The sequence below is a fragment of the Xanthomonas sp. SI genome, assembly GCF_014236855.1.
Lineage (GTDB): Bacteria > Pseudomonadota > Gammaproteobacteria > Xanthomonadales > Xanthomonadaceae > Xanthomonas_A.
The window spans coordinates 3,089,742-3,115,139 of sequence record NZ_CP051261.1; the positions used below are offsets into that span (position 1 = coordinate 3,089,742).

19 protein-coding genes and 1 tRNA gene are annotated in these 25,398 nt (G+C 65.6%); 12 read left to right on the plus strand and 8 right to left on the minus strand.

Annotation, left to right across the window (positions count from 1 at the left end):
• Positions 1 to 10: 10 nt before the first annotated feature.
• Positions 11 to 1,003, minus strand: a complete 993-nt coding sequence (locus HEP75_RS12890) for an RluA family pseudouridine synthase (RefSeq protein ID WP_185823794.1) — start codon at positions 1,001 to 1,003, stop codon at positions 11 to 13.
• Positions 1,004 to 1,397: 394 nt separating this feature from the next.
• Between HEP75_RS12890 and HEP75_RS12895 the strand changes: the two genes are divergently transcribed.
• Complete coding sequence (locus tag HEP75_RS12895; protein ID WP_185823795.1) at positions 1,398 to 4,994, plus strand: Rne/Rng family ribonuclease; 3,597 nt, start codon at positions 1,398 to 1,400, stop codon at positions 4,992 to 4,994.
• 184 nt (positions 4,995 to 5,178) lie between these two features.
• Here HEP75_RS12895 and HEP75_RS12900 read toward each other — a convergent pair whose 3' ends face one another.
• The 3 genes from HEP75_RS12900 to leuA form a co-directional block, all read right to left on the minus strand.
• Positions 5,179 to 5,769, minus strand: a complete 591-nt coding sequence (locus HEP75_RS12900; protein ID WP_221899263.1) for a putative glycolipid-binding domain-containing protein — start codon at positions 5,767 to 5,769, stop codon at positions 5,179 to 5,181.
• 112 nt (positions 5,770 to 5,881) lie between these two features.
• Positions 5,882 to 6,529 carry a response regulator gene (locus tag HEP75_RS12905; RefSeq protein ID WP_185816278.1) on the minus strand — a complete coding sequence of 216 codons (648 nt, stop codon included), beginning with the start codon at positions 6,527 to 6,529 and terminating at the stop codon, positions 5,882 to 5,884.
• Between the two features lie 559 nt (positions 6,530 to 7,088).
• On the minus strand, positions 7,089 to 8,768 hold the full coding sequence (gene leuA / locus HEP75_RS12910; RefSeq protein WP_185816277.1) for a 2-isopropylmalate synthase: 1,680 nt from the start codon (positions 8,766 to 8,768) through the stop codon (positions 7,089 to 7,091).
• A gap of 303 nt (positions 8,769 to 9,071) precedes the next feature.
• Between leuA and HEP75_RS12915 the strand changes: the two genes are divergently transcribed.
• The 10 genes from HEP75_RS12915 (at position 9,072) to HEP75_RS12960 (ending at position 19,326) form a co-directional block, all read left to right on the plus strand.
• Positions 9,072 to 9,833: a helix-turn-helix transcriptional regulator gene (locus HEP75_RS12915; RefSeq protein WP_185816276.1), complete on the plus strand. Its 762-nt coding sequence runs from the start codon at positions 9,072 to 9,074 to the stop codon at positions 9,831 to 9,833.
• Positions 9,834 to 10,098: 265 nt separating this feature from the next.
• Entirely contained in the window at positions 10,099 to 11,298 is a 1,200-nt protein-coding gene (locus tag HEP75_RS12920) for a site-specific integrase (protein ID WP_185823796.1), read from the plus strand.
• 159 nt (positions 11,299 to 11,457) lie between these two features.
• Entirely contained in the window at positions 11,458 to 11,664 is a 207-nt protein-coding gene (locus HEP75_RS12925) for an AlpA family phage regulatory protein (protein ID WP_185823797.1), read from the plus strand.
• Complete coding sequence (locus tag HEP75_RS12930) at positions 11,661 to 12,050, plus strand: hypothetical protein (protein ID WP_185823798.1); 390 nt, start codon at positions 11,661 to 11,663, stop codon at positions 12,048 to 12,050. Before HEP75_RS12925 ends, HEP75_RS12930 begins: the two co-directional genes overlap by 4 nt.
• Before the next feature lie 9 nt (positions 12,051 to 12,059).
• The gene (locus HEP75_RS12935) at positions 12,060 to 15,608 is read left to right on the plus strand and encodes a plasmid replication protein, CyRepA1 family (protein WP_185823799.1); all 3,549 of its coding nucleotides are present in this window, start codon (positions 12,060 to 12,062) and stop codon (positions 15,606 to 15,608) included.
• A 45-nt stretch (positions 15,609 to 15,653) separates the two neighbouring features.
• Positions 15,654 to 16,115 carry a hypothetical protein gene (locus HEP75_RS12940; RefSeq protein ID WP_185823800.1) on the plus strand — a complete coding sequence of 154 codons (462 nt, stop codon included), beginning with the start codon at positions 15,654 to 15,656 and terminating at the stop codon, positions 16,113 to 16,115.
• Positions 16,116 to 16,352: 237 nt separating this feature from the next.
• Positions 16,353 to 17,420 (plus strand): hypothetical protein, encoded by a 1,068-nt coding sequence (locus HEP75_RS12945; protein ID WP_255423853.1) that lies wholly within the window; start codon positions 16,353 to 16,355, stop codon positions 17,418 to 17,420.
• Positions 17,417 to 17,830: a hypothetical protein gene (locus HEP75_RS12950; protein WP_185823801.1), complete on the plus strand. Its 414-nt coding sequence runs from the start codon at positions 17,417 to 17,419 to the stop codon at positions 17,828 to 17,830. Before HEP75_RS12945 ends, HEP75_RS12950 begins: the two co-directional genes overlap by 4 nt.
• 399 nt (positions 17,831 to 18,229) lie before the next feature.
• The gene (locus tag HEP75_RS12955) at positions 18,230 to 18,871 is read left to right on the plus strand and encodes a hypothetical protein (protein ID WP_185823802.1); all 642 of its coding nucleotides are present in this window, start codon (positions 18,230 to 18,232) and stop codon (positions 18,869 to 18,871) included.
• Positions 18,868 to 19,326 carry a hypothetical protein gene (locus HEP75_RS12960; RefSeq protein WP_185823803.1) on the plus strand — a complete coding sequence of 153 codons (459 nt, stop codon included), beginning with the start codon at positions 18,868 to 18,870 and terminating at the stop codon, positions 19,324 to 19,326. Before HEP75_RS12955 ends, HEP75_RS12960 begins: the two co-directional genes overlap by 4 nt.
• A 229-nt stretch (positions 19,327 to 19,555) precedes the next feature.
• Here HEP75_RS12960 and HEP75_RS12970 read toward each other — a convergent pair.
• From HEP75_RS12970 to serS, 3 genes are all read right to left on the minus strand, one after another.
• A tRNA-Ser gene (locus HEP75_RS12970) sits at positions 19,556 to 19,645 on the minus strand.
• A 170-nt stretch (positions 19,646 to 19,815) separates the two neighbouring features.
• The gene (locus HEP75_RS12975; RefSeq protein WP_179564979.1) at positions 19,816 to 20,802 is read right to left on the minus strand and encodes a LysR family transcriptional regulator; all 987 of its coding nucleotides are present in this window, start codon (positions 20,800 to 20,802) and stop codon (positions 19,816 to 19,818) included.
• Positions 20,803 to 21,366: 564 nt separating this feature from the next.
• Entirely contained in the window at positions 21,367 to 22,647 is a 1,281-nt protein-coding gene (serS, locus tag HEP75_RS12980; protein WP_185823804.1) for a serine--tRNA ligase, read from the minus strand.
• Between the two features lie 142 nt (positions 22,648 to 22,789).
• On the opposite strand from serS, the gene HEP75_RS12985 reads away from it, so the two are divergent.
• On the plus strand, positions 22,790 to 23,449 hold the full coding sequence (locus HEP75_RS12985; protein WP_185823805.1) for an energy transducer TonB: 660 nt from the start codon (positions 22,790 to 22,792) through the stop codon (positions 23,447 to 23,449).
• Between the two features lie 422 nt (positions 23,450 to 23,871).
• On the opposite strand, the gene aroA is transcribed toward HEP75_RS12985, so the two are convergent.
• Positions 23,872 to 25,185: a 3-phosphoshikimate 1-carboxyvinyltransferase gene (aroA, locus tag HEP75_RS12990; RefSeq protein ID WP_185823806.1), complete on the minus strand. Its 1,314-nt coding sequence runs from the start codon at positions 25,183 to 25,185 to the stop codon at positions 23,872 to 23,874.
• Positions 25,186 to 25,398: the final 213 nt, after the last annotated feature.

Consider the following 25,398-nt stretch of genomic DNA (forward strand, 5'->3'; position numbering starts at 1 on the left):
CGCGCGTGGTTCAGCCGCTCAGGCGGCTCAGCGCCTCGGCCAGCTCGTCGGCCAGCGGCGCATTCAGCAGATATGGGGTCTTGCCGCCATCGAGGGTGAATTCCAGCGACGCGGCGTGCAGGAACAGGCGCTTGAGCCCGATCTGCTCGCGCAGGCGCTTGTTGACTGCCGGATCGCCGTACTTGTCGTCGCCGGCGACCGCATGCCCCAGGTGCTGGGCATGCACGCGGATCTGGTGGGTACGGCCGGTCTCGATCCGCACCTCGCAATAGGAATGCCCGCCGCGCCGTTCCAGCACCCGGAAATGGCTCAGCGAGGCCTTGCCGGACGCGTTCACCTGCACATGGCGCTCGCCGCCCTGGCGCAGGCCGATATGCAGCGGCGCATCCACGCTCATCACTCCGTCCGGCATGCGCCCGACCAGCAGGGTCAGGTAGCGCTTGCTGATGCCGCGGCCCTCGACCCGGTCGTCCTCGCGCATCAGCGCCTGCATCTCGGTCAGCGCCGAGCGCTTCTTGGCCACGATCAGCAGCCCGGAGGTATCGCGGTCGAGCCGGTGCACCAGTTCCAGGGTCTGGTTCGGGCGCAGGGCGCGCAAGGTCTCGATCACGCCGAAGCTGATCCCGCTGCCGCCATGGCTGGCGACCCCGGACGGCTTGTTCAGCGCCAGCAACCGCGCGTCCTCGTAGACGATCGCCGCCTCGAGCCGGGCCATGAACGCGTCCGGCGGCGCGGTCTTCTCGCCCTCCTCGTGCAGTTTCACCGGCGGGATGCGCACCTCGTCGCCCGCCTCCAGCTTGCGCTCGGCCTTGGTACGGCCACCGTTGACCCGGACCTGGCCGCTGCGCATCAGCTTGTAGATCAGGCTGCGCGGCGCGCCCTTGAGCTGGCCGAGCAGGAAATTGTCTACGCGCTGTCCAGCCCTGTCTTCCGGGACCTTGAGAATGCGCACCGCGCTGGTCGCGACGTCGCGCGGCTTGGGAGGGATCGGGGAGGAAGTCATCAGGCAGTTTATTCTGTTACACTCGGGGGGCGAGATAAGGGTTTGATTTCGTTGGAAGTTAGCTCAGGGCCAGAAGCCCGGCTTGCGACGATTCCGGCACAGTGCGCGACCACCGCCCCCGGGGCGGCCATGTTAGCGGCTCACCGGCCTACCCGGCCATCGCCGGATGCCACAAGCATCCGCGCTGAACATGCCCCGTGCGGCGCCCAGCCTGGCTGGAGTCGCCGCCGGTCCTGAACCACCTAAAAGAAAGAAGCGCTCCCGCGGCTCGCCGTGGTGTCGTAGCGCTGGAAACCCAAGCCGCCCTCCCCGCGCCTGCGCGATGGGCGGCGAAGCGTGACCAGAAGCGAAACCCCATGGCGTTCCGCGCGGTAGCAGCGCGAGGAACGCAACAATGAAGCGAATGCTGATCAACGCCACGCAGGCGGAAGAACTGCGTGTGGCCATCGTGGACGGCCAGACCCTGTACGACATCGACATCGAGCAGCCGTCCAAGGAACAGAAGAAGTCCAACATCTACAAGGGCCGGATCACGCGGCTCGAACCCTCGCTCGAAGCCGCCTTCGTCGAATACGGCGGCGAGCGCCACGGCTTCCTGCCGCTGAAGGAAATCTCCCGCGACTACTTCCAGGCCGGCGTCGACCACAACAAGGCGACGATCCGCGAACTGCTGCGCGAGGGCCAGGAGGTCGTTGTCCAGGTGGACAAGGAAGAACGCGGCAACAAGGGCGCCGCGCTGACCACGTTCATCTCGCTGGCCGGCCGCTACATGGTGCTGATGCCGAACTCGCCCAGCGCCGGCGGCGTCTCGCGCCGGATCGAGGGCGAGGACCGCGCCGCGCTGAAGGAAGCGCTGGACAAGCTGAACATCCCCGACGACATGGGCGTGATCATCCGCACTGCCGGCGTCGGCCGCGATGCCGAAGAGCTGCAGTGGGACCTGGACTACCTGCTTCAGGTGTGGAAGTCGATCGCCGAGGCCGCGCTGGCCAAGCCGGCGCCGTTCCTGATCTACCAGGAATCGCGGCTGATCATCCGCGCCCTGCGCGACTACCTGCGCGCCGACATCGGCGAGATCCTGGTCGACACCCCCGAGATGTACGGCGATGCCCAGGAGTTCATGCAGCAGGTGATGCCGCAGAGCCTGCGCAAGCTCAAGCACTACACCGACGACATCCCGCTGTTCAACCGCTTCCAGATCGAATCGCAGATCGAGGCGGCCTACGAGCGCAGCGTGCGCCTGCCGTCCGGCGGCTCGATCGTGGTCGACCAGACCGAAGCGCTGACCGCGGTGGACGTCAACTCCTCGCGCGCGACCAAGGGTAGCGACATCGAGGACACCGCGTTCCAGACCAACCTGGAGGCGGCCGAAGAGGTCGCCCGCCAGCTGCGCCTGCGCGACCTCGGCGGCCTGGTGGTCATCGACTTCATCGACATGGCCTCCAACAAGCACCAGCGCGAAGTCGAGAACCGCCTGCAGAACGCGCTCAAGTACGATCGCGCGCGGGTGCAGATCGGCCGCATCTCGCGCTTCGGCCTGCTCGAGATGAGCCGCCAGCGCCTGCGTCCGTCGCTGGGCGAGTCCAGCCAGATCGTCTGCCCGCGTTGCGACGGCCATGGCCGGATGCGCAGCGTCGAGTCGATGTCGCTGTCGATCATCCGCGTCGCCGAAGAGCATGCGATGAAGGAGAACACCGGACAGGTGCTGGTGCAGGCCCCGGTGGAGATCGCCAACTACCTGCTCAACGAGAAGCGCCGCGCGCTCAGCGAGATCGAGAAGCGCCACGACGCGCCAATCGTCATCGTCGCCGACGAGCAGCTGCACACCCCGCACTACGAAGTGACCCGCCTGCGCGAGAACGAGCTCGGCGAGGAAAGCGCCAAGCCCAGCTACCAGCGCAATACCCCGCGCAAGCTGCCGGTGCATGCGCTGACCAAGGCGCAGCTGAACATTCCGGCGCCGGCGGTGACCAACGTGAAGCACTCGCAGCCGGCCCCGGTGCGCGAAGTGGTCGAGACGCCCGAACCGGTCGCTGCACCCGTGCAGGTCCAGGCCCCGGCCGCCGCCCCGGTCGCGGCTCCGGCCACCGGCGTGGTCGGCTGGCTGAAGCGGATCTTCGGTGCTGGCGAAAGCCCGGCCCCGGCGCCGACCGCGAACGAACCGGCGCAGCGTCAACGCGCCCATGACGGCAACCGCAATCGCAACGACCGCGGCGACCGCAACGCGCGTCGCGACGGCAACCGCAACGGCGGCCAGGGCGGCAATGCCGCACGTGGCAACGGCGGCAACGTGCGCCGCGACGAGCGCCGTCCGGGCAACGGCGGCGGCAACGCGCAGGGCGGCCAGCAGAACCTCGCGCCCAAGCCGCCGCGCAACGAGCAGGCGCCGCAGCAGGCCAAGCCGCAGCAGCAGAACCCGCAGCAGCAGCCGAAGGCACCGAAGCAGCAGCAGCCGCAGAACCCGCCGCGTCAGCCCAAGCCGCAGCAGGACCCGGCCCAGGCCGCGCTGCAGGGCGACAAGCCGCAGCGTCAACCGCGCCAGGACGAGGTCGCGGCCAAGCCCGTCACCGCACCTGCCGCTGCGACGCAGGACGCCACCACGATCGCGGCCGCTGCCGTGGCCAGCGGTGCCGTCGCGCTGAGCGGCGATGCGCCGGCCAGCGAGGCCAACACCACGGCCTCGGCCCCGGTTGCGGCGCAACCGAACCCGGCACCGGCAGACGTCGATGAGCGCGAGAGCGCCGCGGAAACCGCGCAGGCGGTGCCGGTCGGCGAGAACGGCGACGCCGACGACGCCAATGGCGAGGCCGGTGGCCGCCGCCGTCGTGGCCGTCGTGGCGGCCGTCGCCGTCGTCGCGGCAATGGCGAAGCCGGCAGCGGCAGCGAGGGTGCAGCGTTCGACGACAACGACCTGGATGCCGGCGACAGCGACAGCGACGGCGAAACCGCGCCGGCGCCGAGCCGCAGTCAGCCGGAGTTCGACTTCGACGACGACGCAGCGCCCGCCGAGGCCGCCGAGGCCAAGCCGCAGCAAGCGCCGCGTCCGCCGCGGGAGAAGCGCGAGCCGCGCCAGCCGCGGCACGAGCAGACCGCTAACGCCCCGACGCCGGTCGTCGCAGCTGCAAGCGTGGTGCCGCAGGCCGAGAGCGAGGCCTTGCCGGCGCAGCAGGCCGCACCGGTAGCCGCAACCGCAGCGCCGCAGACCGAGGATGGCACTGCGCAAGTGCAGGCCGCGCCGGTGGCCGCAGCCGCAGCGATCGCAACCGCGCCTTCCGTTGCCGAAACGGCAGCGGTCGACGCGGCACCGGTCGCCACCGCGCAGGCGGAAACGGTGGCGCCGGTAGTGGCAGCACCGCTGCCGCCCGTCGCCGAGGCGCCAGCGGCGCGTTCCGAGGCAGTGCCTGCCGCGGAGCCTGCTGCGTCGATCGTCACCGAGTCGGCCGCTTCCGAAGCGGCACCGCCGGAGACCATCGAGGACGCGCTGCAGCCGACACCGGCGCCGATCGTCGAGCAGCCCGTCCCGGTCGCCACGACCAAGCGCGACGCCGGAATGGAAACCGTTGCAGCGTCGGCCGCGCCGATCGAGGAGCCGGTCACGGCATCCACGACGGACAGCAAGCCGCAACAGGACGCCACGACGACGCAGCAACCGCTCGCCGAAGAAGAAGCGCCCAGCAAGCCGGCCTACGTGCCGGTGCAGACCACGCTGCTGGACGTCTTCCATGAAGAGCAGCCGGCCGCTGCGGTCGCACCGACGCCGGTGCACACGCCGGTCGCTGCCGCGCCTGTGTCGGACAGCGCCGAAAGCCGCCACGTCGGCGATGCCGAACCGGCACCTGCAGCTGCCGCTGCCGCTGGCAACGGCCTGTTCGATGCGCCGCCCGCCGCTCCGGCAGACGCTCCGGTCAGCGTCGCCCAGCACCAGCCGCATGCCAGCAAGTCCGGCGAAAGCGAAAGCGACGACAAGGAGCACAAGGACCGCGCCAGCTGATCCGGCGCCGTCCTTCGCAGCAAAAAAAAGCGGCCTTCGGGCCGCTTTTTTTGTCTGGGCGTGGATCCATCTCTATTCGCGCACCACATCCGGGCCGTGGGCAGCATGGGCGCACGCTGCCGGCGCGGGCCGAAAACGGAATCGGGAACTGCTGGGGGGAGACGCTCGCAGTTGGAGCGACCGCTCAGGCCTCTGCGGTCCAGAGCCCCGGATAATCGCGCACGAAGCCCTCGCCGGTCGCACACAGCGTCGCCGCATAACCGAAGCGCTTCGCCTGGTAGGCGTAGGCATCGTCGGCGGTGCGCTCGTAGCGCTGCATGAGCTCGCTGAGCGTGCCGCCGCCGTCGAGGTCGACCCAGGCGGCCGGGGCGTCGGCGCCCTCGCCCACGGCCAGGCGGAGCCGGCGCAGTTGCAGCAGGTTGGTGGCCGGCGTGAAGCCGAGGTCGAGGTCGATGCAGTGCGACAGGTCGGCCACCGGCCGGCCGTTGAGCTTCCAGTGGCCACGCGCATCGCGCGCGATCGCCAGGTCGACCGTCCCGCCGCCGAGCCAGCCGCGCACAGTGCCCCATTGTGTGTGCCAGTGCAGGTCGCATTGCACGCGGTACTGCAACTGGCCGATGCCGCCGTGTTCGAGGCGGAACACGGCGGCGCCGTCGAGCTGCCATGCGCTAGCGTTGCGCTGGAGCCGGCAAGCATCATGGCCCGGTGCGTCGAGCCTGCGCCACAGGATGGAGGCAACAGTTTGCATGCCGCGGATGATGGCGCGGGCGGACACCCGAAGCAAACCCTGCAAACTGGCGACGTCCGACGGCACCGCAGGCACACGACGGGCACAAAAAAAAGCGACCTGTCAGGTCGCTTTCCTTTGCGCAAGGAAAATCCTGTCGCTACAGCGGATGCGCCGGATCCAGCAGACCGTACTGCGTCGCCAGCCGTGCCAGCGCGATGTTGTCGTGGATGCCGACCTTCTCGAACAACCGCGCCTTGTGCGTGTTGACCGTCTTGGCGCTGAGGCTCAAACGCTTGGCGATGTCTTCCTGGCGCAGCCCGCGGGTCAGCAGCAATGCGACTTCCAGCTCACGCGGAGACAGCGAATCGAATGGCGAACCGCCGCCTTCAAGATTGGCCAGCGCCAGATTCTGCGCGATGTTGGCACCGAGATAGCGCTTGCCCATCGCCACGTCGCGCACCGCGCGCAGCAGCTCCTGTGCGTCACCCGCCTTGCCCACATAACCTGACGCGCCGGCCTCGAGCAGGCGCTTGGGCAGCGGGCCGTCTTCCAGCACCGACACGATGATGACCTTGGTGCCGTGGTCGCCCTTGACGATGCGCTCGGTGACCTCGAGCCCGCTGACGCCAGGCATGTGCAGATCGCAGAGCACGATGTCCGGCTTGAGCTGGCGGATCTGCGGCATCGCGGCCTCGCCGCTCTCGGCCTCACCGACGATCTCGATATCGGTCTGATTCGAAAGGATCAGCTTCATGCCGGTACGGACAAGAGCGTGATCGTCGACCAAAAAAACTCTAATGGCCATCTCGTATAACCCCAACGCAGCGAACGCCGCAAAGTCAGACTAGCGGCGTGAATTGTTCAGGGCAACAAAAATTTGTAGACAAATCATCCAACCTTCACAGCCTGCTCAGCTAGACGTGCGGTCTTGTCATCATGCTGAAAAAAACACCACACCGCGCTTACTCAAGGCGCGGCACGCAGGGCGAGTGACCAGCCTGTTCGCTCCTCTAGGAAAGCGCGGCGGTACCTGCGTCAGGCAGGCACAGTATCCGGATCAGCCGGCGACAACGTTATCAGGACAAAGCCTGATGTCGGGTCAGATTTCCCTGACCTCGCTCGACGCCAAATCCGAATGGAGATACAGCAGTCGCGCGGCACGCTGGACCGGCATTTTCCGACTCCGCGCCGCGCGTTGCGCCCGACACTCCCACACGCATGGTCGCCGGCAGCGTGGCGGCCCTCGACATGCGAACGTTTCCAGCATGCGGAACGCTGGGGCGGCACAGCCGTTCAAGCGTGGACTATTTCGATTCGGACGAACTTGTGCGCTACGCGCAAGGAAATTCCGACGCGCAGTCGGTTCATGCCGCTGCGCTCGCGGCGCTGAGCACTGCCCTCACCCTTGCTGTTGCGGCATCGGCATCGATCCCGATGCCGAACACATGGCCACCGTCGGGGCGCACGCACTGCAGATACGCCACCGTCTGTGCATCCCCACCACGCCGCAGCGCATGCTCCTGGTGATCCACCACGTCGAGCGCGATGCCGAACGCTTCTGCGAGCGAGGAGAGCATCGACGGGAAGAGACCGTTGCCGCATCCGGTGACGCGGATATCGCGACCGCGATGGCGATGGCGGATGCGACCGGAGAACATCCGCTCCGGACCGGAATCTGCGTTCTGCCCACTTTGTTCGTCGACGAGCTGATACGTGTCGGCATCGTCCAGATGGTAAGCGCGCACGAACTCGGCCCAGATGTCTTCGACCGACAATTCCCGATTCATGCGCTCGGCGAGCGATTGCACGCGCTTGCTCAGATCGATTTGCATTGCGCGCGGAAGCCGCAGGCCCTTGTCCTGCTCGATGACCCAGGCGACGCCGCCCTTGCCGGACTGGCTGTTGACGCGGATCACCGCCTCGTAGCTCTCGCCGATGTCGGCAGGATCGATCGGCAGATAAGGCATTTCCCACACGCCATCGACGCGGCCTTCGCGTGCGGCGAAGCCTTTCCTGATCGCGTCCTGATGCGAGCCGGAGAACGCGGTGTGGACCAGTTCGCCGACATAGGGGTGACGCGGATGCACCGGCAATCCGTTGCAATATTCCACTGTCTCCACCACCTTCCGGATCGACGGGAAATGCAACTTGGGATCGATGCCTTGGGTGTAAAGGTTCAGCGCCAGGGTGACCAGATCGACGTTGCCGGTGCGTTCGCCATTGCCGAACAGGCATCCTTCGACACGCTGCGCACCGGCGAGCATCGCCTGTTCCGCGGCGGCCACCGCGGTTCCGCGGTCGTTGTGCGGATGCACGCTGATGATTACCGCATCGCGCCGGGAAATATGCCGGCAGAACCACTCGATCTGGTCGGCATAGACGTTCGGCATCGCCACTTCCACCGTCGCCGGCAGATTGAGGATCGCCGGGCGCTCCCTTGTCGGCTGCCATACGTCGAGCACCCGTTCGCAGATCTCCAGCGCGAACTCCGGCTCGGTGAAGCAGAACGTTTCCGGCGAATATTCGAACGTCCACTCGGTTTGCGGTCGCCGCAGGCTCTCTTCCAGCATGGCGGTGACGCCGCTTACGGCGAGATCGACGATCTGATGCCGTTGCATGCCGAACACCACGCGCCGGAACAGCGGCGCGGTCGCGTTATAGAGGTGGACGATCGCCCGTTTCGCGCCCGCTAGCGACGCGAAGGTGCGCGCGATCAGATCGGCGCGCGCTTGCGTCAACACCTGGATGCTCACATCGTCGGGAATGCGGTCCTGTTCGATCAACGTCCGTACGAAATCGAAATCCGTCTGCGAAGCAGATGGAAACGCGACCTCGATTTCCTTGAAGCCCGCGTCGAGCAATAGCGTGTAGAAACGCAGCTTGCGCTCGACATCCATCGGATTGGCCAGCGACTGGTTGCCATCGCGCAGATCCGTGGACAGCCAGCGCGGCGCCTGCGTCAACGTCCGCGCCGGCCATGTGCGGTCGGGCAGCTCGATGGTCGAGACGAAGGGACGATACTTGGCTTCAGGATTGTTCAACATGGCGTGATCGGTCGCTTGGCAAATGCAAATGGCGGAATGCAGGCACGCTGCGAACGGGCGCGCGTTGAGTAACGGTCATTTCCCGACGACCGAAGCCAACGTCGCAGCGTATGCAGGAAGTGGAACGCGCGACCACGGCACGGCCGGCGGTACCGCAAGACGCGACGTCCCAAACTTATCGAAGCAGTGCGTTGCTACGACCACCAGCGAGACCTCGTGCTTTCGAGGAGAAACCACTCTATTGGCTGCGCGCCTGATATTCCTTCGCGCTAAGATCAACGATCATCGCAAAAGGATCACAGCGTGAAAGACGGCGTCAACGTCACCGACGCAATCGCGGTCATCGCCCATGACGGCCCCCGCTACACGAGCGGGAAGCATCGCCACGCCCAGGCGCAACTGCTCTATGCGATCAGCGGCGTCATCTCGGTAACGACGGAGCGCGGAACCTGGGTGGTGCCGCCCAGCCGCGCCGTGTGGCTGCCGCCGCACATGGAGCACACGACTGCCACGCATTCGGGGATCCGCTTCCGCTCGCTGCTGATCGGCGGCAAGGATATCGCAGGGCTTCCCGACGAATGCATGGTTGTCGAGGTCACGCCGCTGTTGCGCGAATTGATCCTGAAGCTCGCCGAGCTCGCCGGCAAGCACGCTAGCAACGACATGGCGGTGGCCGTGATCCGCTTGCTGCTCATGGAACTGTCGTTCCTGCCGGCGCAGGCACTCAACCTGCCTGCGCCGAGGCACCCGGGACTGACGCGACTGTGCGAAGGCGTGCGCGGCGATCCGTCGGGCGAGATGAGCATCGTGGAGGCTGCGGCCACGCTCAACATGAGCCGGGCCACCTTCATCCGCGCGTTCCAGCGCGAGACCGGCATGAGCTTCGGCCGCTGGCGACAACAGGCGCGCATGCTGCATGCCCTGACCCTACTGGCCGACGGACGCGGCATCCTCGGCATCGCGCTCGAATGCGGTTACGACAGCCCGAGCGCATTTTCCGCAGCGTTCCGGCGCTCGCTTGGACGTTCGCCGAGCGACTACTTCTCCGTGGATCCGGAGCGCTGAGGGACTTCGGCGGTTTTCAACTGGAAGACGCACAGCCGGGAAGGCAAGCGAAGATGCATCGGCTCGTTTCCCGATTTACTTCTGGCTTCCCAAAGTGGCGGAGAGAGTGGCCGCCGGACGCAGTTAACGCCGGATCATGCTCGAACATCAATACTCACGTAAATACATGATATTACTTGCATAAATTTTCCGAAATCGTCTCACGGCGCCCCTGAAAAGCTGATAGCATCGCGCCATAAAACACGGAAAATTCACGGAACGAGACGTGGCCCGAACCCTGCATCGCCTCTCCGCCACCTTCGTTAGGTCGGCCATTAAAGGAACCGCAAAGCCTGGCCGCTACGCAGACGGCGGCAATCTCGCCCTACGTGTCGGGGCAGGCGGCGCCGTCTCCTGGACATTTGAATTCGTGCGTGCAGGTAAGCGCCGCGAGTTGGGCCTCGGGTCAGCCGGCATCGTAGGGCTAGCCGAGGCGCGCGCCCGCGCAGCGCAGTTCCGGGTAGACCTGGCGGCAGGCATCATGCCCACTACCGCGCGCGCCAGGAGCCAGGCATCTATTGGCCTGACCTTTGAGCAGGCCACTGAAAAGTACCTTGCCAGCAAGGTTGCTGCTTTCAAGAACGACAAGCACAAGGCGCAGTGGCGAAACACTCTTGAGACATATGCTCATCCGGTCTTCGGTGCGCTCGATGTAAAGCAGATCGACACCCCGCATATCCTGGCTGCGTTGGAGCCGATTTGGCTCACTAAGAACGAGACAGCCAGCCGTGTGCGCGGTCGGATCGAACGGGTTCTCGCCTGGGCAACGGTGAACAAGCATCGCTCAGGCGAAAACCCCGCTCGGTGGCGCGGGCATCTCTCAGAAGCCCTCGCAGCCCCAGCGCAGGCCAAGCGGGTTCAGCACCATGCCGCCCTGCCCTACAGCGACATGCCGCAATTCATGGCCGACCTTGCACAGCAGGTTGGCATAGGCGCGGCAGCACTTCGATTCGCTATCCTGACGGCCACACGCACTAGCGAAGTGCTAGGGGCTTGCTGGGGCGAATTCGATCTACAGGAACGAACCTGGGTCATCCCCGCTGAGCGCATGAAGGCGGGCAAGGAACATCGTGTCCCACTGTCACGGCAGGCTATGGCAGTGCTTACGCAGATGCAGGAATTCACTTCAAATGACGCCGCGAGCTTCGTGTTTCCTGGCGCGAAGCCAGGTGCGTCGCTGTCGAACATGGCGATGCTGTCAGCCCTGAAGCGTATGGGGCGAACTGATCTGACGACACACGGATTCCGCAGTTCCTTCCGTGATTGGGCGGGCCAAGAGACTCATCATCCGCGCGAGGTTATCGAGCATGCCCTCGCTCACCAACTGAAAGACAAGGCCGAAGCCGCTTACGCCCGTGGCGATCTACTGAGGAAGCGGCGTGTTCTTATGGAAGACTGGTGCGCTTTCGCGTCGCCATCGGCGTAACACAGGTATTCACATGCAAAATCGCCATGTGAATACCCCCATCTAACCTGTTGATCTGAAAGACCATTCCCTAATGTGAATACTTCTCAAGCGGGAACCCCCGCGCAATGATGCTGCCACGCCTGAGACGACTTGGGCGATAAATGGAGCATCTAGCACATGTCAGAACACCGCCTTCAAGTTGAACGCCTCCCATCGGTCCTGGCGCGCGTCGGCCGCAGCCGCGCAAGCCTCTATCGCGATATCGCGGAAGGCCGATTCCCCGCCCCCTCTAAGATCGGCCCGCGCGCTATAGGCTGGGACCCCAGCGCCGTTGATCGATGGATTGCTGCGCGCTTTGAAACCGCGGAGGCATCCTCCCGATGAGCGCACAAAAAAAACGCCACGGCGAGGCGGCCGTGGCGTCTAGTAATCCCGAAAACCCGAGCCACCGCGAAGAAGCTCACGAACAGAATGCATCGCTCGCTGCCCAAGAACACCTTGCGCATTTTCCGCCTGACGTTTTCAAACGTTCGGCGGCGTGGCACCTGGATCGCGCGCACCACGCGCGCAGCGTCGGTGAACTGAAGCACCATCTGCGGGCCTGGGCTATCCGGTGGGCCTGCTACACACGCGGCATCGGCTCGCACTTCGTTGAGTACGGCCAAGCTATGTTTGCGTCAGCCATCGCGACAAGCGGGCTGCGCGTCCGGTTCCGGGCTAAGGATGTTCGCGAGCTTTGCAGTGCGGCTGCGCACATCATGTGGGGTTGAGTCCAGACGATGCCTGCAATTCGTTTCTGCGACTTCGTGGCCGCACGCTGGCCGACGCCCGAGGATGCGCTTGCCGAGTTCTTCGGCGATGCGCAAGCGGCCGCAGCTGAAATTGGCGTATTGCTGACGGACTTTCCCGCGCTTGATGGTGCGCGCAATTACCTGCCTGCCCTTAGCGGACGCCGTGACAAGCGACAGTTCGTAATCGCATCTGCGACCACTGATCCAGACGGCACGGTGTGGCCCGCGCTAACTTTCAAATCGTTTAAACACGGCGGCGCGTTCGCTTTCTGGAAACCACGCGATGCCGCATGGCAGCTGTTCCGGAGCGCGGGCGATGCCGCAGCTGGCCTGGACGGCGCACAACTTACGCGGTACGCCGAGCGCGCCCGTCAGGCACGTGACCTTGCGCAGCAGCGCGCCGTAGAACGCGCCGCCGCTGACGAACTAGGCCGCACCGCCGCTGTCGATGCCGCGCGCGCTGCGTGGGACGCTGCTGCGCCGGCCAACGACTCGCACCCGTACCTCAAAAGCAAGGGCGTGCGCTCCTACGGCCTGCGCATCGCGAGCGAAACCCTGCGCGCGCGGCTTTGGGACGTGGAGCGCGGCCGCTGGATCGATGACGCCATCGTCGTGCGTGGCGGCGATCTGCTGGTGCCGATGCACCTGCCAGACGGGCGCTTGGTCAATGTGCAGCGCATCGACGCGGGCGGTCGAAAGCTATTTCTGCGCGGCGGCCAGAAGCGAGGAACGTTCTTCCGTATCGAGGGCACTGGCCGCACCTGGCTTTGCGAGGGCGCGGCAACCGGCGCCAGCGTGCACGCCGCCACGGGTGAAGCTGTCGTCGTGGCGTTCGATGCCGGCAACATGGCGCACTGTGTCGGTCTGGCCGATATCGTCGCCGCCGACCACGATACCAATGGCGCAGGCCAGCGGGCGGCAGAAGCAACCGGGCTTCCCTGGGCGTTGCCGCCGCAGGCTGGCGACGACTTCAACGACCTGCACCAGCGCGAAAGCATCGACGCCGTGCGCGCGGCCCTGATGAACCTGCGCCTGCCGCCGCTGCCCGAAGCGCCTGCGTTCGTGCGGCCGTTCGATCTGTCGCCTGTTGAAGTCCCGGCGTGCCGCGCTGACGCACTGCGCGCGCTCGGGCGAATCACCGACCCAACTGACGCCGCCGCCTTCGCGTGGGCATTGGCAAAGCGACTGGCGCTGGCTATTCCTGCGCGCGGCGAGACGGTCGAATCCGTTGCGGCCACCTTGCGCGATGTGCTGCCGCGCCATGTGCTGGCAGGCGACACCGTTGATGCGTTCGCTAGCGCGCTGCGTTGGATCGCTGAGCGTCGGCGGTCTTCGGCGCTGGCTGCGGTGCGCCCGTCCGCTGCCGCCCTGGCAGGCCACGACGTGCAGCACTTCCCGACCCTGCCCGACCTCGGCGCGGGAGACTATCGCGGCGTGATTGTCGTGCGCGCCCCGATGGGTTCAGGCAAAACCCAGCGCGTCGGCATTCCGTTCTCGGAATGGGCCAGGCGGCAGGACGGGCGCTTCGTGGCGCTCGCACACCGCCAAAGCCTCATCGCGGAGCTTGCGACCCGCTTGGGGTGCGACCACTACCAGCGCATAGCAGGCGATGACGCCGTGCACGTTGATTCTTTGGCTACCTGCCTGCCCAGCATCGCCAAGGCCGACCACGCACAGATTTTTCGCGAAACGCGCTGGGTGTTCGTCGACGAAATCAGTCAGGTCGTGCGCAGCCTCGCGGCACGCGTCACTGTCGCCGACCGCAAGACCATGGCGGATGTCCTGGCCGCGCTGCGCGAACTTGTTTCACGCGCCGAATGCGTGATCGTGGCGGATGCCGGCATCGACGACCGAACAATTCGCTTCCTGGAATCCTGCCGCCCCGGCGAGCACTTCCGCATGATCGACGTGGATGCGCTACGGGCCGAACCGTTGCGTTGCGACTTCGGATTCGGACCGGATGCGCTGCGCCACGTTTACGGCGAAATGCTCGCGGAACTCGCTGACGCTCGCCGACTGTGGGTCGCGTGCGGTGAGAAGTCCCGCGCAATCGAGTGCGCGCGACTGCTTGAGTCTTCGGGGCGTCGGGTGATGCTGGTCCATTCCGACAACAGCGGCAATCGCGAGCAAGCCGCGTTCCTGGCCGAGCCTGATCGCATGAGCCGCTTGTACGACGCGGTGGTCGCCAGTCCGGTGATTTCGTCGGGTGTGTCCGTTGAGCATCGCGGCATGCCGTGGTTCGACCGCGTGTTCGTGGTTGCGTCGGGCGCGACTGTGGTCCCCTCGGATGCAATGCAGATGGCCCGGCGCGTGCGCTACGTGCGCCGGCTGACTGCGGTGGTCACGCCGTCGAGCCGTTCTGAAATTGATTACGCCGACGCGATCCTGATTGGTCTGTCGCAGGCCGCCGAACTGGAAGGCCGCGCCACGCTTCCTAGTGACCTAGACGGCATCGTTGCCGACATCGAGGCCGGCGACGCGCGACAGCGGGCGGATTTCGCTGGCGGGCTTTGGTGGCTTGCGCAGGAAGCTGGCTACCAGGTTCATCCGATGGTTATCGCGGGCGACGGCGAGGTGTCAGCCGAAGGGCTGACGCTCCTTCGCGCCGAGATTGATCGCGAACAGCGCGACGCGATCCTTGGGGCGCGTGACCTCTCCGATTTCGAAGCCCGCCGCCTACGCGAGCGTCCAGCGATCAGCGAGGCAGACCGTGCGGCGCTGCTGCGGCATCGGATCGTGCGCGACCTGGGTTTGCAGGAAGGGCCGTGCTACGCCGACCTTGACGCTTGGGACAGTGGGCGCGGGCCACGCGCGTGGGACCGGTTCACGGCGGCCACGGCCGGCCTTGCGGATGCAAGCATGGAACCGGGAGTTGCCGACCTGACTCGGCGTCGGTTCGCTCGGGCGCGGGTCGGCGCGTACGCGGATCTGTTCGCCGGGTTCCGGCTGGGGCCGGGGTTCCGGGTGACCGCTGAAGTCGCGCAAGTGCTAGTGCAGCGGGCATTCGCTCGGCGGCAGTTGCTGGCGGTGCTGCATATCGTTCCCGCCAAATGGGCCGGGGAGCGATTCGCGTCGCCGGCCGGTAATGCGGCCACTCGGGCGGTTACCGATCTGTTCGCACGTCTCGGCCTGGAACTGCGGCGCCGGGAGGGAACGCCCACCCCCAAAAGTGGTCCAAACACCTTAGGTTGTTACGCCACTTTTGGGGGTGGATTGGAGCGAAATCGGTGGTACGAGGTCACGACCGAGTCCTGGTCCCGAACAGCCGAGCTTGCTGCGCGCCGCAATACACGACGGGTGCTGGACAGGGTTGCGTGCGAAACCGCGGATGACCGGTACTGGCTTGCCGTCCGCCGGGACATCATCGGCCGGCGTCTGAGCGGCGATGAGGCGGCGCGGTTGATCGTGGAGCATTGCCGAGCGCAGCCGGCCTGTACGGCGCAGCGGGCCGGACTGGGGCGTACCTTCGGGGCGCGGTCCACGGCATTCTGGCTGCGAGGTGTCTACGCGCCTGAATGGCTACCACTGGCGGCATGAGTTAGATTCAGCGAGCGTTATACCTAGGCGCAAGGGAGTCAAAAAATGGAATTGCATGCATTCAAGACAATAACCATTGGCGCAGCCGCTAATGGGAGTCTGTTATTCATTGAAGATCACTGGCATATAAAAGTGGAAATTCCAAACGAAGGAAGATATCTACTCAACCTGACGGGTAGCTTCGATTCTCCACTATGGACTGCCCACGATGACTCGACGGACATTTGCCTCACGATAGCCGATGACTATGTATGGGAGCCTGACGCAGATTTTCCTGATAAGAAATGGAAGAAATTAAGCCATCTAAGTGTGGTGGTCACTGAAAAAGGGCCGGCAATAGTTGCAGAGATTGAAGGTAGATATAAATTCTTCCTGTTTTCAGGACAGCAAATCGCCTCGGCGAAGCGGGCCGAAGTTGTATTTAAGAACTTTAATATATTAATTCGCAAAGCGACAGGAACTTCATCCTTGTTACTCGCCAGGGTTGTCTCGCAACCTAGCAAATGATAGAGCAACATCTAGCGCCCATGTGTTCGGGCGCTTTTTCGTGGGTCCTTCCTAGAGGGGTACGGCCTGCGGGGTCGCCGACACCGCGGAATCTTAAATCTGCGTGCCATTCCGAAACTGTCTTTCTCATTACACCGTGAATTAAAGAATGGAATAGCTCAAGGCGTTTTTCCTCACTTACCACGCCCCGCGGTGTAAAGACTGCTTTACATCCACCATCTTTCGCTTGCATCTAGCATGGATCGCGCCGCGGAAATTCCGCAAGTGGAAACGATGCCCTGCGAATCGGAAACTGGACGCGTCGACAAAATGTCGGCAATTCCCTTTTACCCGAGAACCCGCAGAAAAATGGATATTATCGAAAGTCTTTTCGCAGCTGCACGCGAAGCAACCGGCACGCGCACGCATCTGCCGGTCGGCGCCACTGAACCCACGTTCGTGGAAACCGTTTCCCGAACCCGCTCGACCGCCATCGACCTCGGCGCGCCGCTGCCGCTGCTGACCGCCTACTTTGACTCCGAAGGCCGTCTGCGCCGCATCCCTGCGGGTCGCAGCAACAGCTACGGCGTGGCCGGCATCGACGTGCTGGCCGCCGCGCGCGCGCACTCACGTCTGGCCGCTTTCGGTGCCCAGCTGCTGCTGCGCGAACCGCCGATTGCGCCGCCAGGCGTCGGCGTTCAGGGCCTCGGCGCGCTGTCTGCTGAAACCTCCGGCCTGAGCATGATCCGGCCGCTGAAGCTCGAAATCGTTGCCGATGGCACCGAAACCCCGACCACAAGCGAATTGCCCGTTGTCACCGCCCTGGCGGACTGGTCCGACGCGACCTTGGCGCCGTCGTATGCGAGCTACCTTCGGATTTCGCGCGCGGATTTCCGCCAGCGGCTGCTGGAAGGCACGCTAGCCGAAATTCTGGGAGCCGCCATCGTTGCAGGCCTCGGCCGCGTCGCCGATCAGGCGATCATGCGCGCGCTGGCAGCAGCGAACCTCGGCAGCTTCAGCCTCCCCGCCGCTGCCTCCGCAGGCGCTACGTTCGGCGACCTCCGCGCAGTGGTTGGCACCGCGGCAACTGGTGCGGCGGTCGGTGCCGACGGCGTACTGCGCGCGTCCGGCGTGCCCGCCGAACTCAGCGATGCCGGCGCAGAGACGTTCGCAGGCGACTTCCGGAATTGCGGTGTGCTTTTCGACCGCGAGGTCCATGTTTCCGCCGAAAAAGTTGGTCTTGCCGGTGACATGCAGGTCAGCGTATTCACGTCGGCCGTGGGCCTGGTGCCTGACCCGGCGCAGTTCTGGCGGGTGGCGGCATGAGCCGCACTTTGCTTCAGCGCCTGGACGCGGCCCGCCGCGCCTTCCTGGGCGGCGGCGAGGTTGATGCACGCAGCGTGGCAGCGTTCGCGCACAGTGCAATAGCCGGCGCAACCGTGTCCCGCTTGGCCGACGATGAAGAGGGTCCGCGTGTCGCTTTCCACCTGGGCGGCAATGCCTCCTTGATGTGGCGCCAGGACACCGAAGCGCGCGCCGAAATGGAGCGCCGCATTCGCGCTGCGTGGCCCGAACTTCCCAAGTCCGAAGTCCAGCGCGTGCTGGCGCATATCGATGCACGTGTGCACGCCGCGTTGCTGCGGCCGTCGCGTGGCGACGACCAGCAGAGCCATCGCCCGCGTGGTTGGGTCAACGACTGGCGCTTCGACGCTCACGACGCGGAGGCCGCACGATGATCGTCTATATCGCTTGGGCGGCAATGAATCTGGCGTGGGAACTGCGTATGTGGGGTGCCCGGTGAACTACATCGTCGTAGCCCAGCTACAACCACGCGGTAAGGTCCGTGCTGTCGTGATCGGCATCGGCCGGAAGGCTTGGACGTTCTCGCCAAACCGTGCGCTACTCCGCGTCCGAAAGGCGAATCCCGATATCACAGCTAAAGCTGCTGGTGCGCTTGTCGATGAACTGGCCCGATTGGCGGAAGCGGTCACCGGTCCTGTGCGCAAGGCGCTTGGCTTATCCCAGCCAGCTCCCCGGAAACCATCTGCCGCACAGGCGAAACTGCGCGTTCGGCGGAAGCCTGGAACCGTGAGCATCGGTCAACTGTCTCTTGCCGCGTTGAGGGAGGTTCGCTAATGGCCTCCGGATATCGCAGCGGTGGAGTGGACTTCGACGACCTGTTCGAAGCCGGGACTAGTGGCACCGCCGTCCCTAGCGCGCGATCCGGGGGCGTTCCGCTTCGGTACGCGGCGCTCGGCAGCAGCGCAAAGCGCCCCGATGTCGGCTACCGCTACAACGGGTCTGACGTGTCAAACCTATGGTTACCGAAGGGCGCGGGTGTCGGATCGCTGCCGATCAACGGGCAGAACTTCTCAATTGGCGAGACAGTTCCGAACCTGGCAACAGGCAGCTGCGCAATCACTTTCCGCGCAAATCCGGATGGCACCTTCGCGGTGACCCCGGTGCGCAGCCACGGCGGCAACGGCGCCGTCACTACAGGATCGTGGCTTCCATCTGGGAGTAGCGCAAGCGACTTTCAGATTCAGTTCGAAGCCACAGCCGCTTCAGGCACAGCAGCGACCATCACGAACGAAGCATCTGCATACCAGGCGCTGACAACCGCACGTGCAATCACTGCGGCGCTCGGCCCGTATGGCAGTAGTGCCGGTTCGCGCGACTCGGTCACGTCGATCACGATCCGAATCAAGCGGGTATCTTCCGGTTCGGTCGGCGTCACCACGGTGACGTTTTCGCTCGCCGTGGACGGCTCGGCATGATTGAGCCGGCATCGGAATTTCTTCTTCCGCAATCAGTCCGGGAGGTAGCGACCGTGATCGGCCGCCACCTGGCGCTGCTGCTTGCTGGCGAGGTTTTCCATAGCAGGGACCGTTGCGCGGATGGCAAGCGCAACGGCCGCCACGGACGCGTGTACATACCTGCTTCGCCGCGCGGGCGAAATTTCGACCGCCTGTCGAGCATTGTCGGCGAAGAATCAGCACGCGCGCTGGTTCATGCCCTGGGTGGCAGCGAACTGCGCTTTGGGGCGTGCGCTGCCCTTGTAAACCGGGTACGTGATGCCAGCGTCCGTGACTACTGGCGCAACTCCACGCTAAGCGCTCGCTGGGTGGCATGGATGCACGACATTACCGAGCGTCAGGTCCGCAACATCACAGCTGGCGAGCCGCGTCTCGCCCTGTGCCAAGCTCAGGTCACCGCCCGTGAAGCTGCCTGAGGTCATCCAGCGTACCGGCCTGTCCGTCGGCGCGCTCTACCGCGCAATGGCGGCTGGGCGCTTCCCCCTGCCTGTGCGGCGAGGCGGGCGGGTCAGCTGGCGGCGCGCCGAGGTTGAAGCGTGGGTGGACTCCGTAACACCCGTCCAATAAAACACGGAAACAGACACGGAAACGGCCAGATTAATCTGGCCGTTTTTCTTTATAAATCAATTACTTATAGATTATTATTGGCGGAGAGAGTGGGATTCGAACCCACGGAAGGTTTGACCCTTCGCCGGTTTTCAAGACCGGTGCCTTAAACCGCTCGGCCATCTCTCCGATTGCAACCAGACTGCGTCACGCTGGACGAACGCATGCAGGATAGTGCCCGTGCCCTGCTCTTTCAGCCGCAACATCATCGTGCAACGTTGGCGGCCGCATCGCCAAAGACATCGCGATGCTGCGCCAGCGTGCGGCCGCGCATTTTCGCACGGCCGCGCCGGTTTTGCTCAGCCGGCCTCGACCGCCATCGCGCCCAGGGTCGAATGCTTGACCTTGATCCGTTCCGGGCAGCCGCTGCAGTCCAGGCGCGAGGCCTCGATCTGGCGCGGCAGGTGCTCGGCGAGGAAGTCGATGAACACGCGTACCGCCGGCAGCAGGCCGCGGCGCGAGGCGAACACGGCGTGGCAGATGCCCTGCGGCAGCGACCATTCCGGCAGCACCACTTCCAGTTCGCCGTTGCGCACGGCGTCGGCGCAGACCGTTTCCGGCAGCAGGGTGATGCCGAAGCCGTCCTTGACCATCGACTGCAACAGCGGGAAGTCGAAGCCGGCCACGCGTGGCTGCAGGTCGACGCGGCGCACTTCGCCGGCCGGTCCGTGCAGTTCCCAGCGCTGCCTTGCCTCGTCCTCGCTGATGCTCAAGGTCACGTGCGAAGCCAGTTCTTCCGGATCCTTCGGACGGCCGGCGCGGTCAAGGTACTTGGGACTGGCGACCAGCAGTTCCTGCACCTGGCCGAAGCTGCGCATCACCAGGCTGCCGTCGTCGTCCAGGCGCGAGCGCACGCGCAGCGCGACATCGTAGCCTTCGTTGATGATGTCCACGCGGCGGTTGCTGATGTTCAGCTGCAGGCGCACTTTCGGGTATTGGTCGAGGAACATCGGCAGCAGCTTGGGCAGCTGCATCTGCGCCAGCGACACCGGCACGCTGACCCGCACCAGGCCGCGTGGCTCGGCGCTGAGCCGGTCCACCACCTCGCGCGCGGCCTGCGCCTCGGCCAGCATCGTCTGCGCGTGGCGATGCACGCTCATGCCCAGGTCGGTGACCGCGAAGCGGCGTGTGGAGCGCTGCAGCAGGCGCACGCCCAGATCGGTTTCCAGTTGGCTGATGCGGCGGCTCAGGCGCGACTTGGGAATGCCCAGGGCGCGCTCGGCGGCGGCGAAACCGCCGTGATCGACCACCATCGCGAAGTAGTACAGGTCGTTGAGATCGTGCATGTTCTTTCGATATTTAGAACGATGGATGAAATCGCGTTGGGGTCATTCTACTCCCACAACGATCAAGGCTGTGCAATCGGACCGGACTGGCATGGCACGTTCGCAGGCGCAGCCGTGGGCCCGTTCCGGCAGCAACGACGCAGCGGCCTCCCGCTTCGCGACAGCGCGATCGCGTGAGTGCCCTGCCCCGGCCTGTTCTTTGGCTGCTAGGTCCGTTCGCAGCGATTCAAGCATGGAGCGGCAACGGCGTCTTGGTTGCCGGTGCGCCGATACGATCGAACGCGCCTGGCCCCGGACGCAGACGATCGAAGTGCCGGAGATGGCAGGTCGGATGGAAATCTAGCCTGGGGATGAGCTAATGCGCAGCCACGGCATCGGCGCAGCGGCCGAGCACGGGATGCCGAGCCGAAGCGGTTTTCGTCAACTGGCAACGACTGTGGGAGCGACTTCAGCCGCGACAGGCTTTCTCGGTAATGCCCGTCGCGACTGAAGTCGCTCCCACAGATACCGCCGGATACTTTGCTGCAAGACCGGCCGCTGCGCAGCGTGCGCAGGGCCTGCGGCTCAACCGATGCGGTCGATACCGCCCATGTACGGACGCAGCGCGTCGGGCACGTCGATCGAGCCGTCAGCGTTCTGGTAGTTCTCCATCACCGCGATCATCGCGCGGCCGACCGCGGTGCCGGAGCCGTTGAGCGTGTGCAGCAGTTCCGGCTTGCCGGTGGCGGGATTGCGCCAGCGCGCCTGCATGCGCCGCGCCTGGAAGTCGCCGCAGTTGGAGCACGAGGAAATCTCGCGGTAGGTCTGCTGCGACGGTAGCCAGACTTCCAGGTCGTAGGTCTTGGTCGCGGCGAAGCCCATGTCGCCGGTGCACAGCAGCACCTTGCGGTACGGCAGCCCCAGCGTCTCCAGCACCACCTCGGCGCAGCGGGTCATGCGCTCGTGCTCGGCGGCGCTGTCCTCGGGGCGACAGATGCTGACCAGTTCCACCTTCTCGAACTGGTGCTGGCGGATCATGCCGCGGGTGTCGCGGCCGCCGCTGCCGGCCTCGGAGCGGAAGCACAGCGAGTGCGCGGTCATGCGCAGCGGCAGGCGTTCGGCCTCGACGATCTCGTCGCGGACCAGGTTGGTCAGCGAGATTTCCGAGGTGGAGATCAGGTAGCGCTTCTGCTCGCCTAACTGGGTGGCGAACATGTCCTCTTCGAACTTGGGCAACTGGCCGGTGCCGTACAGGCTGTCGGCGTTGACGATCACCGGCACGTTGGTTTCCTGGTATTCGTGCGGACCGGTATGCAGGTCGAGCATGAACTGCGCCAGCGCGCGGTGCAGGCGCGCGATCGGTCCGCGCAGCACAGTGAAACGCGCGCCCGACAGCTTGGCCGCGGTCTCGCCGTCCAGCCAGGCGTGGCGCGCGCCCAGTTCCACATGATCCTTGACTTCGAAATCGAAGGTGCGCGGCGTGCCCCAGCGCTGTACCTCGACGTTGTCGGCCTCGTCCTTGCCGGCCGGCACGTCGGCCTGCGGCAGGTTGGGAATCTCCAGCGCCAGCGTGTCCAACTGCGCGCGGATCTCGTCCAGGCGCTGTTCGGAGGCCTTCAGTTCGTCGCCGAATCCGGCGACTTCGGCCATCAGTGCGGCCACGTCCTCGCCCTTGGCCTTGGCCTGGCCGATCGCCTTGGAACGGCTGTTGCGCAGGCTCTGCAGTTCCTGGGTCCGCACCTGGATGCGCTTGCGGTCGGCCTCCAGGGCTTCCAGGACGGCCACGTCCAGCGCATAGCCGCGGCTGGTGCGCAGGCGCTCGGCGAGGTCGGCGGGCTGTTGGCGGAGCAGGACGGGATCGAGCATGGGCGCGGCACGTGGATGGATCGGAGCCGCGCATTATCGCCTGTCGGCCGCGCTTTTGCCGAAACTAAGGAGGCCGCGCCCCGCTGCGCACCCGATTAACCGCGGCTATGCCAGAATCCAGCGGTTCCCTACGGTGAGTCCCATGTCCACGTCGCCTCCGTCCTCCAACACCGGCATCGTGCTGCGCGTGCCGCGCCGCCTCCTCGTGATCGTCGGCATCGCCTTCTGCGCAGGGTTGCTGCTGTTCCTGGCGGTATGGCTGGTCGGGCGCAAGGACAACGACTTCTACAAGCCGCAGCCGGCGCAGGTGCAGCAGGATGCGGCGGAGATCAAGCCGCTGCCCGAACCCCTGCCCGCCGGCAGCGGCGCCAGCGACATGCCGCAGGCCAAGCCGCCGGCAGCGGAAGATGCGCCGAAACTGGTCGAGACCGCGCCGCCTGCCCCGCCTCCCGCCGATGCGATGGCGCCGGTGCCGGGCGGCACCGAAGGCGCTGCTGCGGGGACGAACGGCACCGCGCTGGCGCCGGGCGATCGTCCGGTGCCGCTGGAAGGGCAACCGCCGCCGCGCTATCCGTCGGCGGCCTTGCGCCGTGGCGACAGCGGTACGGTGGTGGTGCGGGTAGAGGTGGACGCCAGCGGCACCCCCGGTGGCGTAGCCCTGGTCAAGCGCAGCGGTTCGCGCGAACTGGATCGCGCGGCGATGGAAGCCGTGCGCCGTTGGCGCTTCCGCCCGGCGCAGCAGAAGGGTCAGGCGGTCGCCGGCAGCCTCGAGATTCCGTTCGATTTCAAGCCGACTCAGTAAGCTGAACCAAGCTTGTGGCGCGCGCCGCGCGTTCACAGGTGGCTGACACATCCTGAACAGGATCGAGGCAAGACTGGTCGCGTCCTCAAGACGCAGGAGCACGACTATGTCGAGACCGCACGATACCCAGGAGTTGTACTCGCGCTCGCGGGAAACCGATGCCGGGGTACGTTCGCATGCCCATCGCGGCTCACCTTGGGCATGGATCATTGTGGTCGCGCTGGTACTGACGGCCGGCGGCTGGTGGCTGAGCCGCGATCGCGCAGACCAGGTCCCCGCCAATACCCCGGCCCCGGCGACGCCCGCCAACGATCCGCCGCGCGCTCCGTAGCCGCGCACTCACTAGTTTCGCCATTCGCCTGGCAATCGATTCCGTGAGATTTACGCGCCGCGGCCTGCGCTCTGCAGGCCGCGGCCATTTTTCACTCGCTAGCGACCAACCCGAATCCGGCATTGCGCGCCAGCGTGTCGAAGCCCGGGAACGAGGTCGCCACGTTGGCCACATCGTTGATCCGCACCTCGCCATCGGCCAGCTGGCCGGCAATGGCGAACGCCATCGCGATGCGATGGTCGCCATGGCTTTCGATCACCCCGCCACCCAGCGGACCGCCATGGATCGTGGCGCCGTCGGGCGTCTCGTCCACCACGATGCCCAGGCTACGCAGGCCGGTGGCCATCGCGGCCAAGCGGTCGGATTCCTTGACCCGCAGCTCGGCCGCGCCGGTGACCAAGGTCTGGCCCTGCGCGGCGGCCGCGGCGACGAACAGCGCCGGGAACTCGTCGATCATGTCCGGCACCACCGCTTCGGGAATCTGTGCCCCGCGCAGCGGCGCGTAGCGCACGCGCAAGTCGGCCACCGGCTCGCCGCCATGTTCGCTGTGATTGTGCTCGACGATGTCCGCGCCCATCAGCCGCAGCGCCGCGAGCAGGCCGGTGCGGCGCGGATTGAGGCCGACCGCGCGCAGGGTGATGTCCGAACCGGGAACGATGCTGGCGGCGACGATGAAGAACGCTGCCGAGGAGAAATCGGCCGGCACCGCGATGTCGGTGGCGCGCAGCCGCTGGCCGCCGCGCAGGCGCGCGTGGCCGGGTTCGAACGCGATCTCCACGCCGAACGCGGACAGCATGCGCTCGGTGTAGTCGCGGGTCGGATGCGGTTCCTGCACCGAAGTGACGCCATCGGCATACAGCCCGGCCAACAGCACCGCCGACTTGACCTGGGCGCTGGCTACGGGAGAGACGAACTCGATGCCATGCAAAGGCTGCCCGCCATGGATACGCAGCGGCGGCACGCCGTTGGCATCGGTATCGATGCGCGCGCCCATCAGCGCCAACGGCTCGGTCACCCGGCGCATCGGCCGCTTCGAAAGCGACGCGTCGCCGACCAGCACACTATCGAACGGCTGCGCGGCCAGTAAGCCGGCGAGCAGCCGCATCCCGGTGCCGGCATTGCCGCAATCCAGTTCGCCCTGCGGCGCCTGCAAGCCATCGACGCCGACCCCGTGGACGATCCGCTGCGACGGCGACGGCGTCTCGATCCTGACCCCGAGCCTGGCGAAGATCGCCGCGGTCGAGCGCGTGTCCTCGCCCTCCAGGAACCCATCGATATGCGACACCCCATCGGCCAGCGCCGCGAACATCACCGCCCGATGCGAGACCGACTTATCGCCCGGCACATTCAACGTCCCCTGCAAAGCAGAGCCCTTCGTCGCGATCCAGTACTGCTCGTTGCTCATCACCGTTCCTGAGATTGCCGTCGTCACCCGCAAGCGGGCCTCGCTGTTGATCTTGCTACTGCCGTTGATTTTGACGTTGCCGTTGCTGCAGCTGTTGCCGTTTGCTCTTCAGGGGTCCCCATTGAGGGTCGGCGAGCAGCCTGGGAACAACCCCGCAGGGGCGGCGCGCAGGATGCGCGTCGTTTTTCGCTGGCACATGGATGTGCCATCGAA

Coding starts and splice junctions, on each gene's coding strand:
- HEP75_RS12890 (WP_185823794.1), bottom strand. CDS start 1,003: ATGACTTCCTCCCCGATCCCTCCCAAGCCGCGCGACGTCGCGACCAGC.
- HEP75_RS12895 (WP_185823795.1), top strand. CDS start 1,398: ATGAAGCGAATGCTGATCAACGCCACGCAGGCGGAAGAACTGCGTGTG.
- HEP75_RS12905 (WP_185816278.1), bottom strand. CDS start 6,529: ATGGCCATTAGAGTTTTTTTGGTCGACGATCACGCTCTTGTCCGTACC.
- leuA (WP_185816277.1), bottom strand. CDS start 8,768: ATGTTGAACAATCCTGAAGCCAAGTATCGTCCCTTCGTCTCGACCATC.
- HEP75_RS12925 (WP_185823797.1), top strand. CDS start 11,458: ATGTCAGAACACCGCCTTCAAGTTGAACGCCTCCCATCGGTCCTGGCG.
- HEP75_RS12930 (WP_185823798.1), top strand. CDS start 11,661: ATGAGCGCACAAAAAAAACGCCACGGCGAGGCGGCCGTGGCGTCTAGT.
- HEP75_RS12935 (WP_185823799.1), top strand. CDS start 12,060: ATGCCTGCAATTCGTTTCTGCGACTTCGTGGCCGCACGCTGGCCGACG.
- HEP75_RS12940 (WP_185823800.1), top strand. CDS start 15,654: ATGGAATTGCATGCATTCAAGACAATAACCATTGGCGCAGCCGCTAAT.
- HEP75_RS12945 (WP_255423853.1), top strand. CDS start 16,353: ATGGATCGCGCCGCGGAAATTCCGCAAGTGGAAACGATGCCCTGCGAA.
- HEP75_RS12950 (WP_185823801.1), top strand. CDS start 17,417: ATGAGCCGCACTTTGCTTCAGCGCCTGGACGCGGCCCGCCGCGCCTTC.
- HEP75_RS12955 (WP_185823802.1), top strand. CDS start 18,230: ATGGCCTCCGGATATCGCAGCGGTGGAGTGGACTTCGACGACCTGTTC.
- HEP75_RS12960 (WP_185823803.1), top strand. CDS start 18,868: ATGATTGAGCCGGCATCGGAATTTCTTCTTCCGCAATCAGTCCGGGAG.
- HEP75_RS12975 (WP_179564979.1), bottom strand. CDS start 20,802: ATGCACGATCTCAACGACCTGTACTACTTCGCGATGGTGGTCGATCAC.
- serS (WP_185823804.1), bottom strand. CDS start 22,647: ATGCTCGATCCCGTCCTGCTCCGCCAACAGCCCGCCGACCTCGCCGAG.
- HEP75_RS12985 (WP_185823805.1), top strand. CDS start 22,790: ATGTCCACGTCGCCTCCGTCCTCCAACACCGGCATCGTGCTGCGCGTG.
- aroA (WP_185823806.1), bottom strand. CDS start 25,185: ATGAGCAACGAGCAGTACTGGATCGCGACGAAGGGCTCTGCTTTGCAG.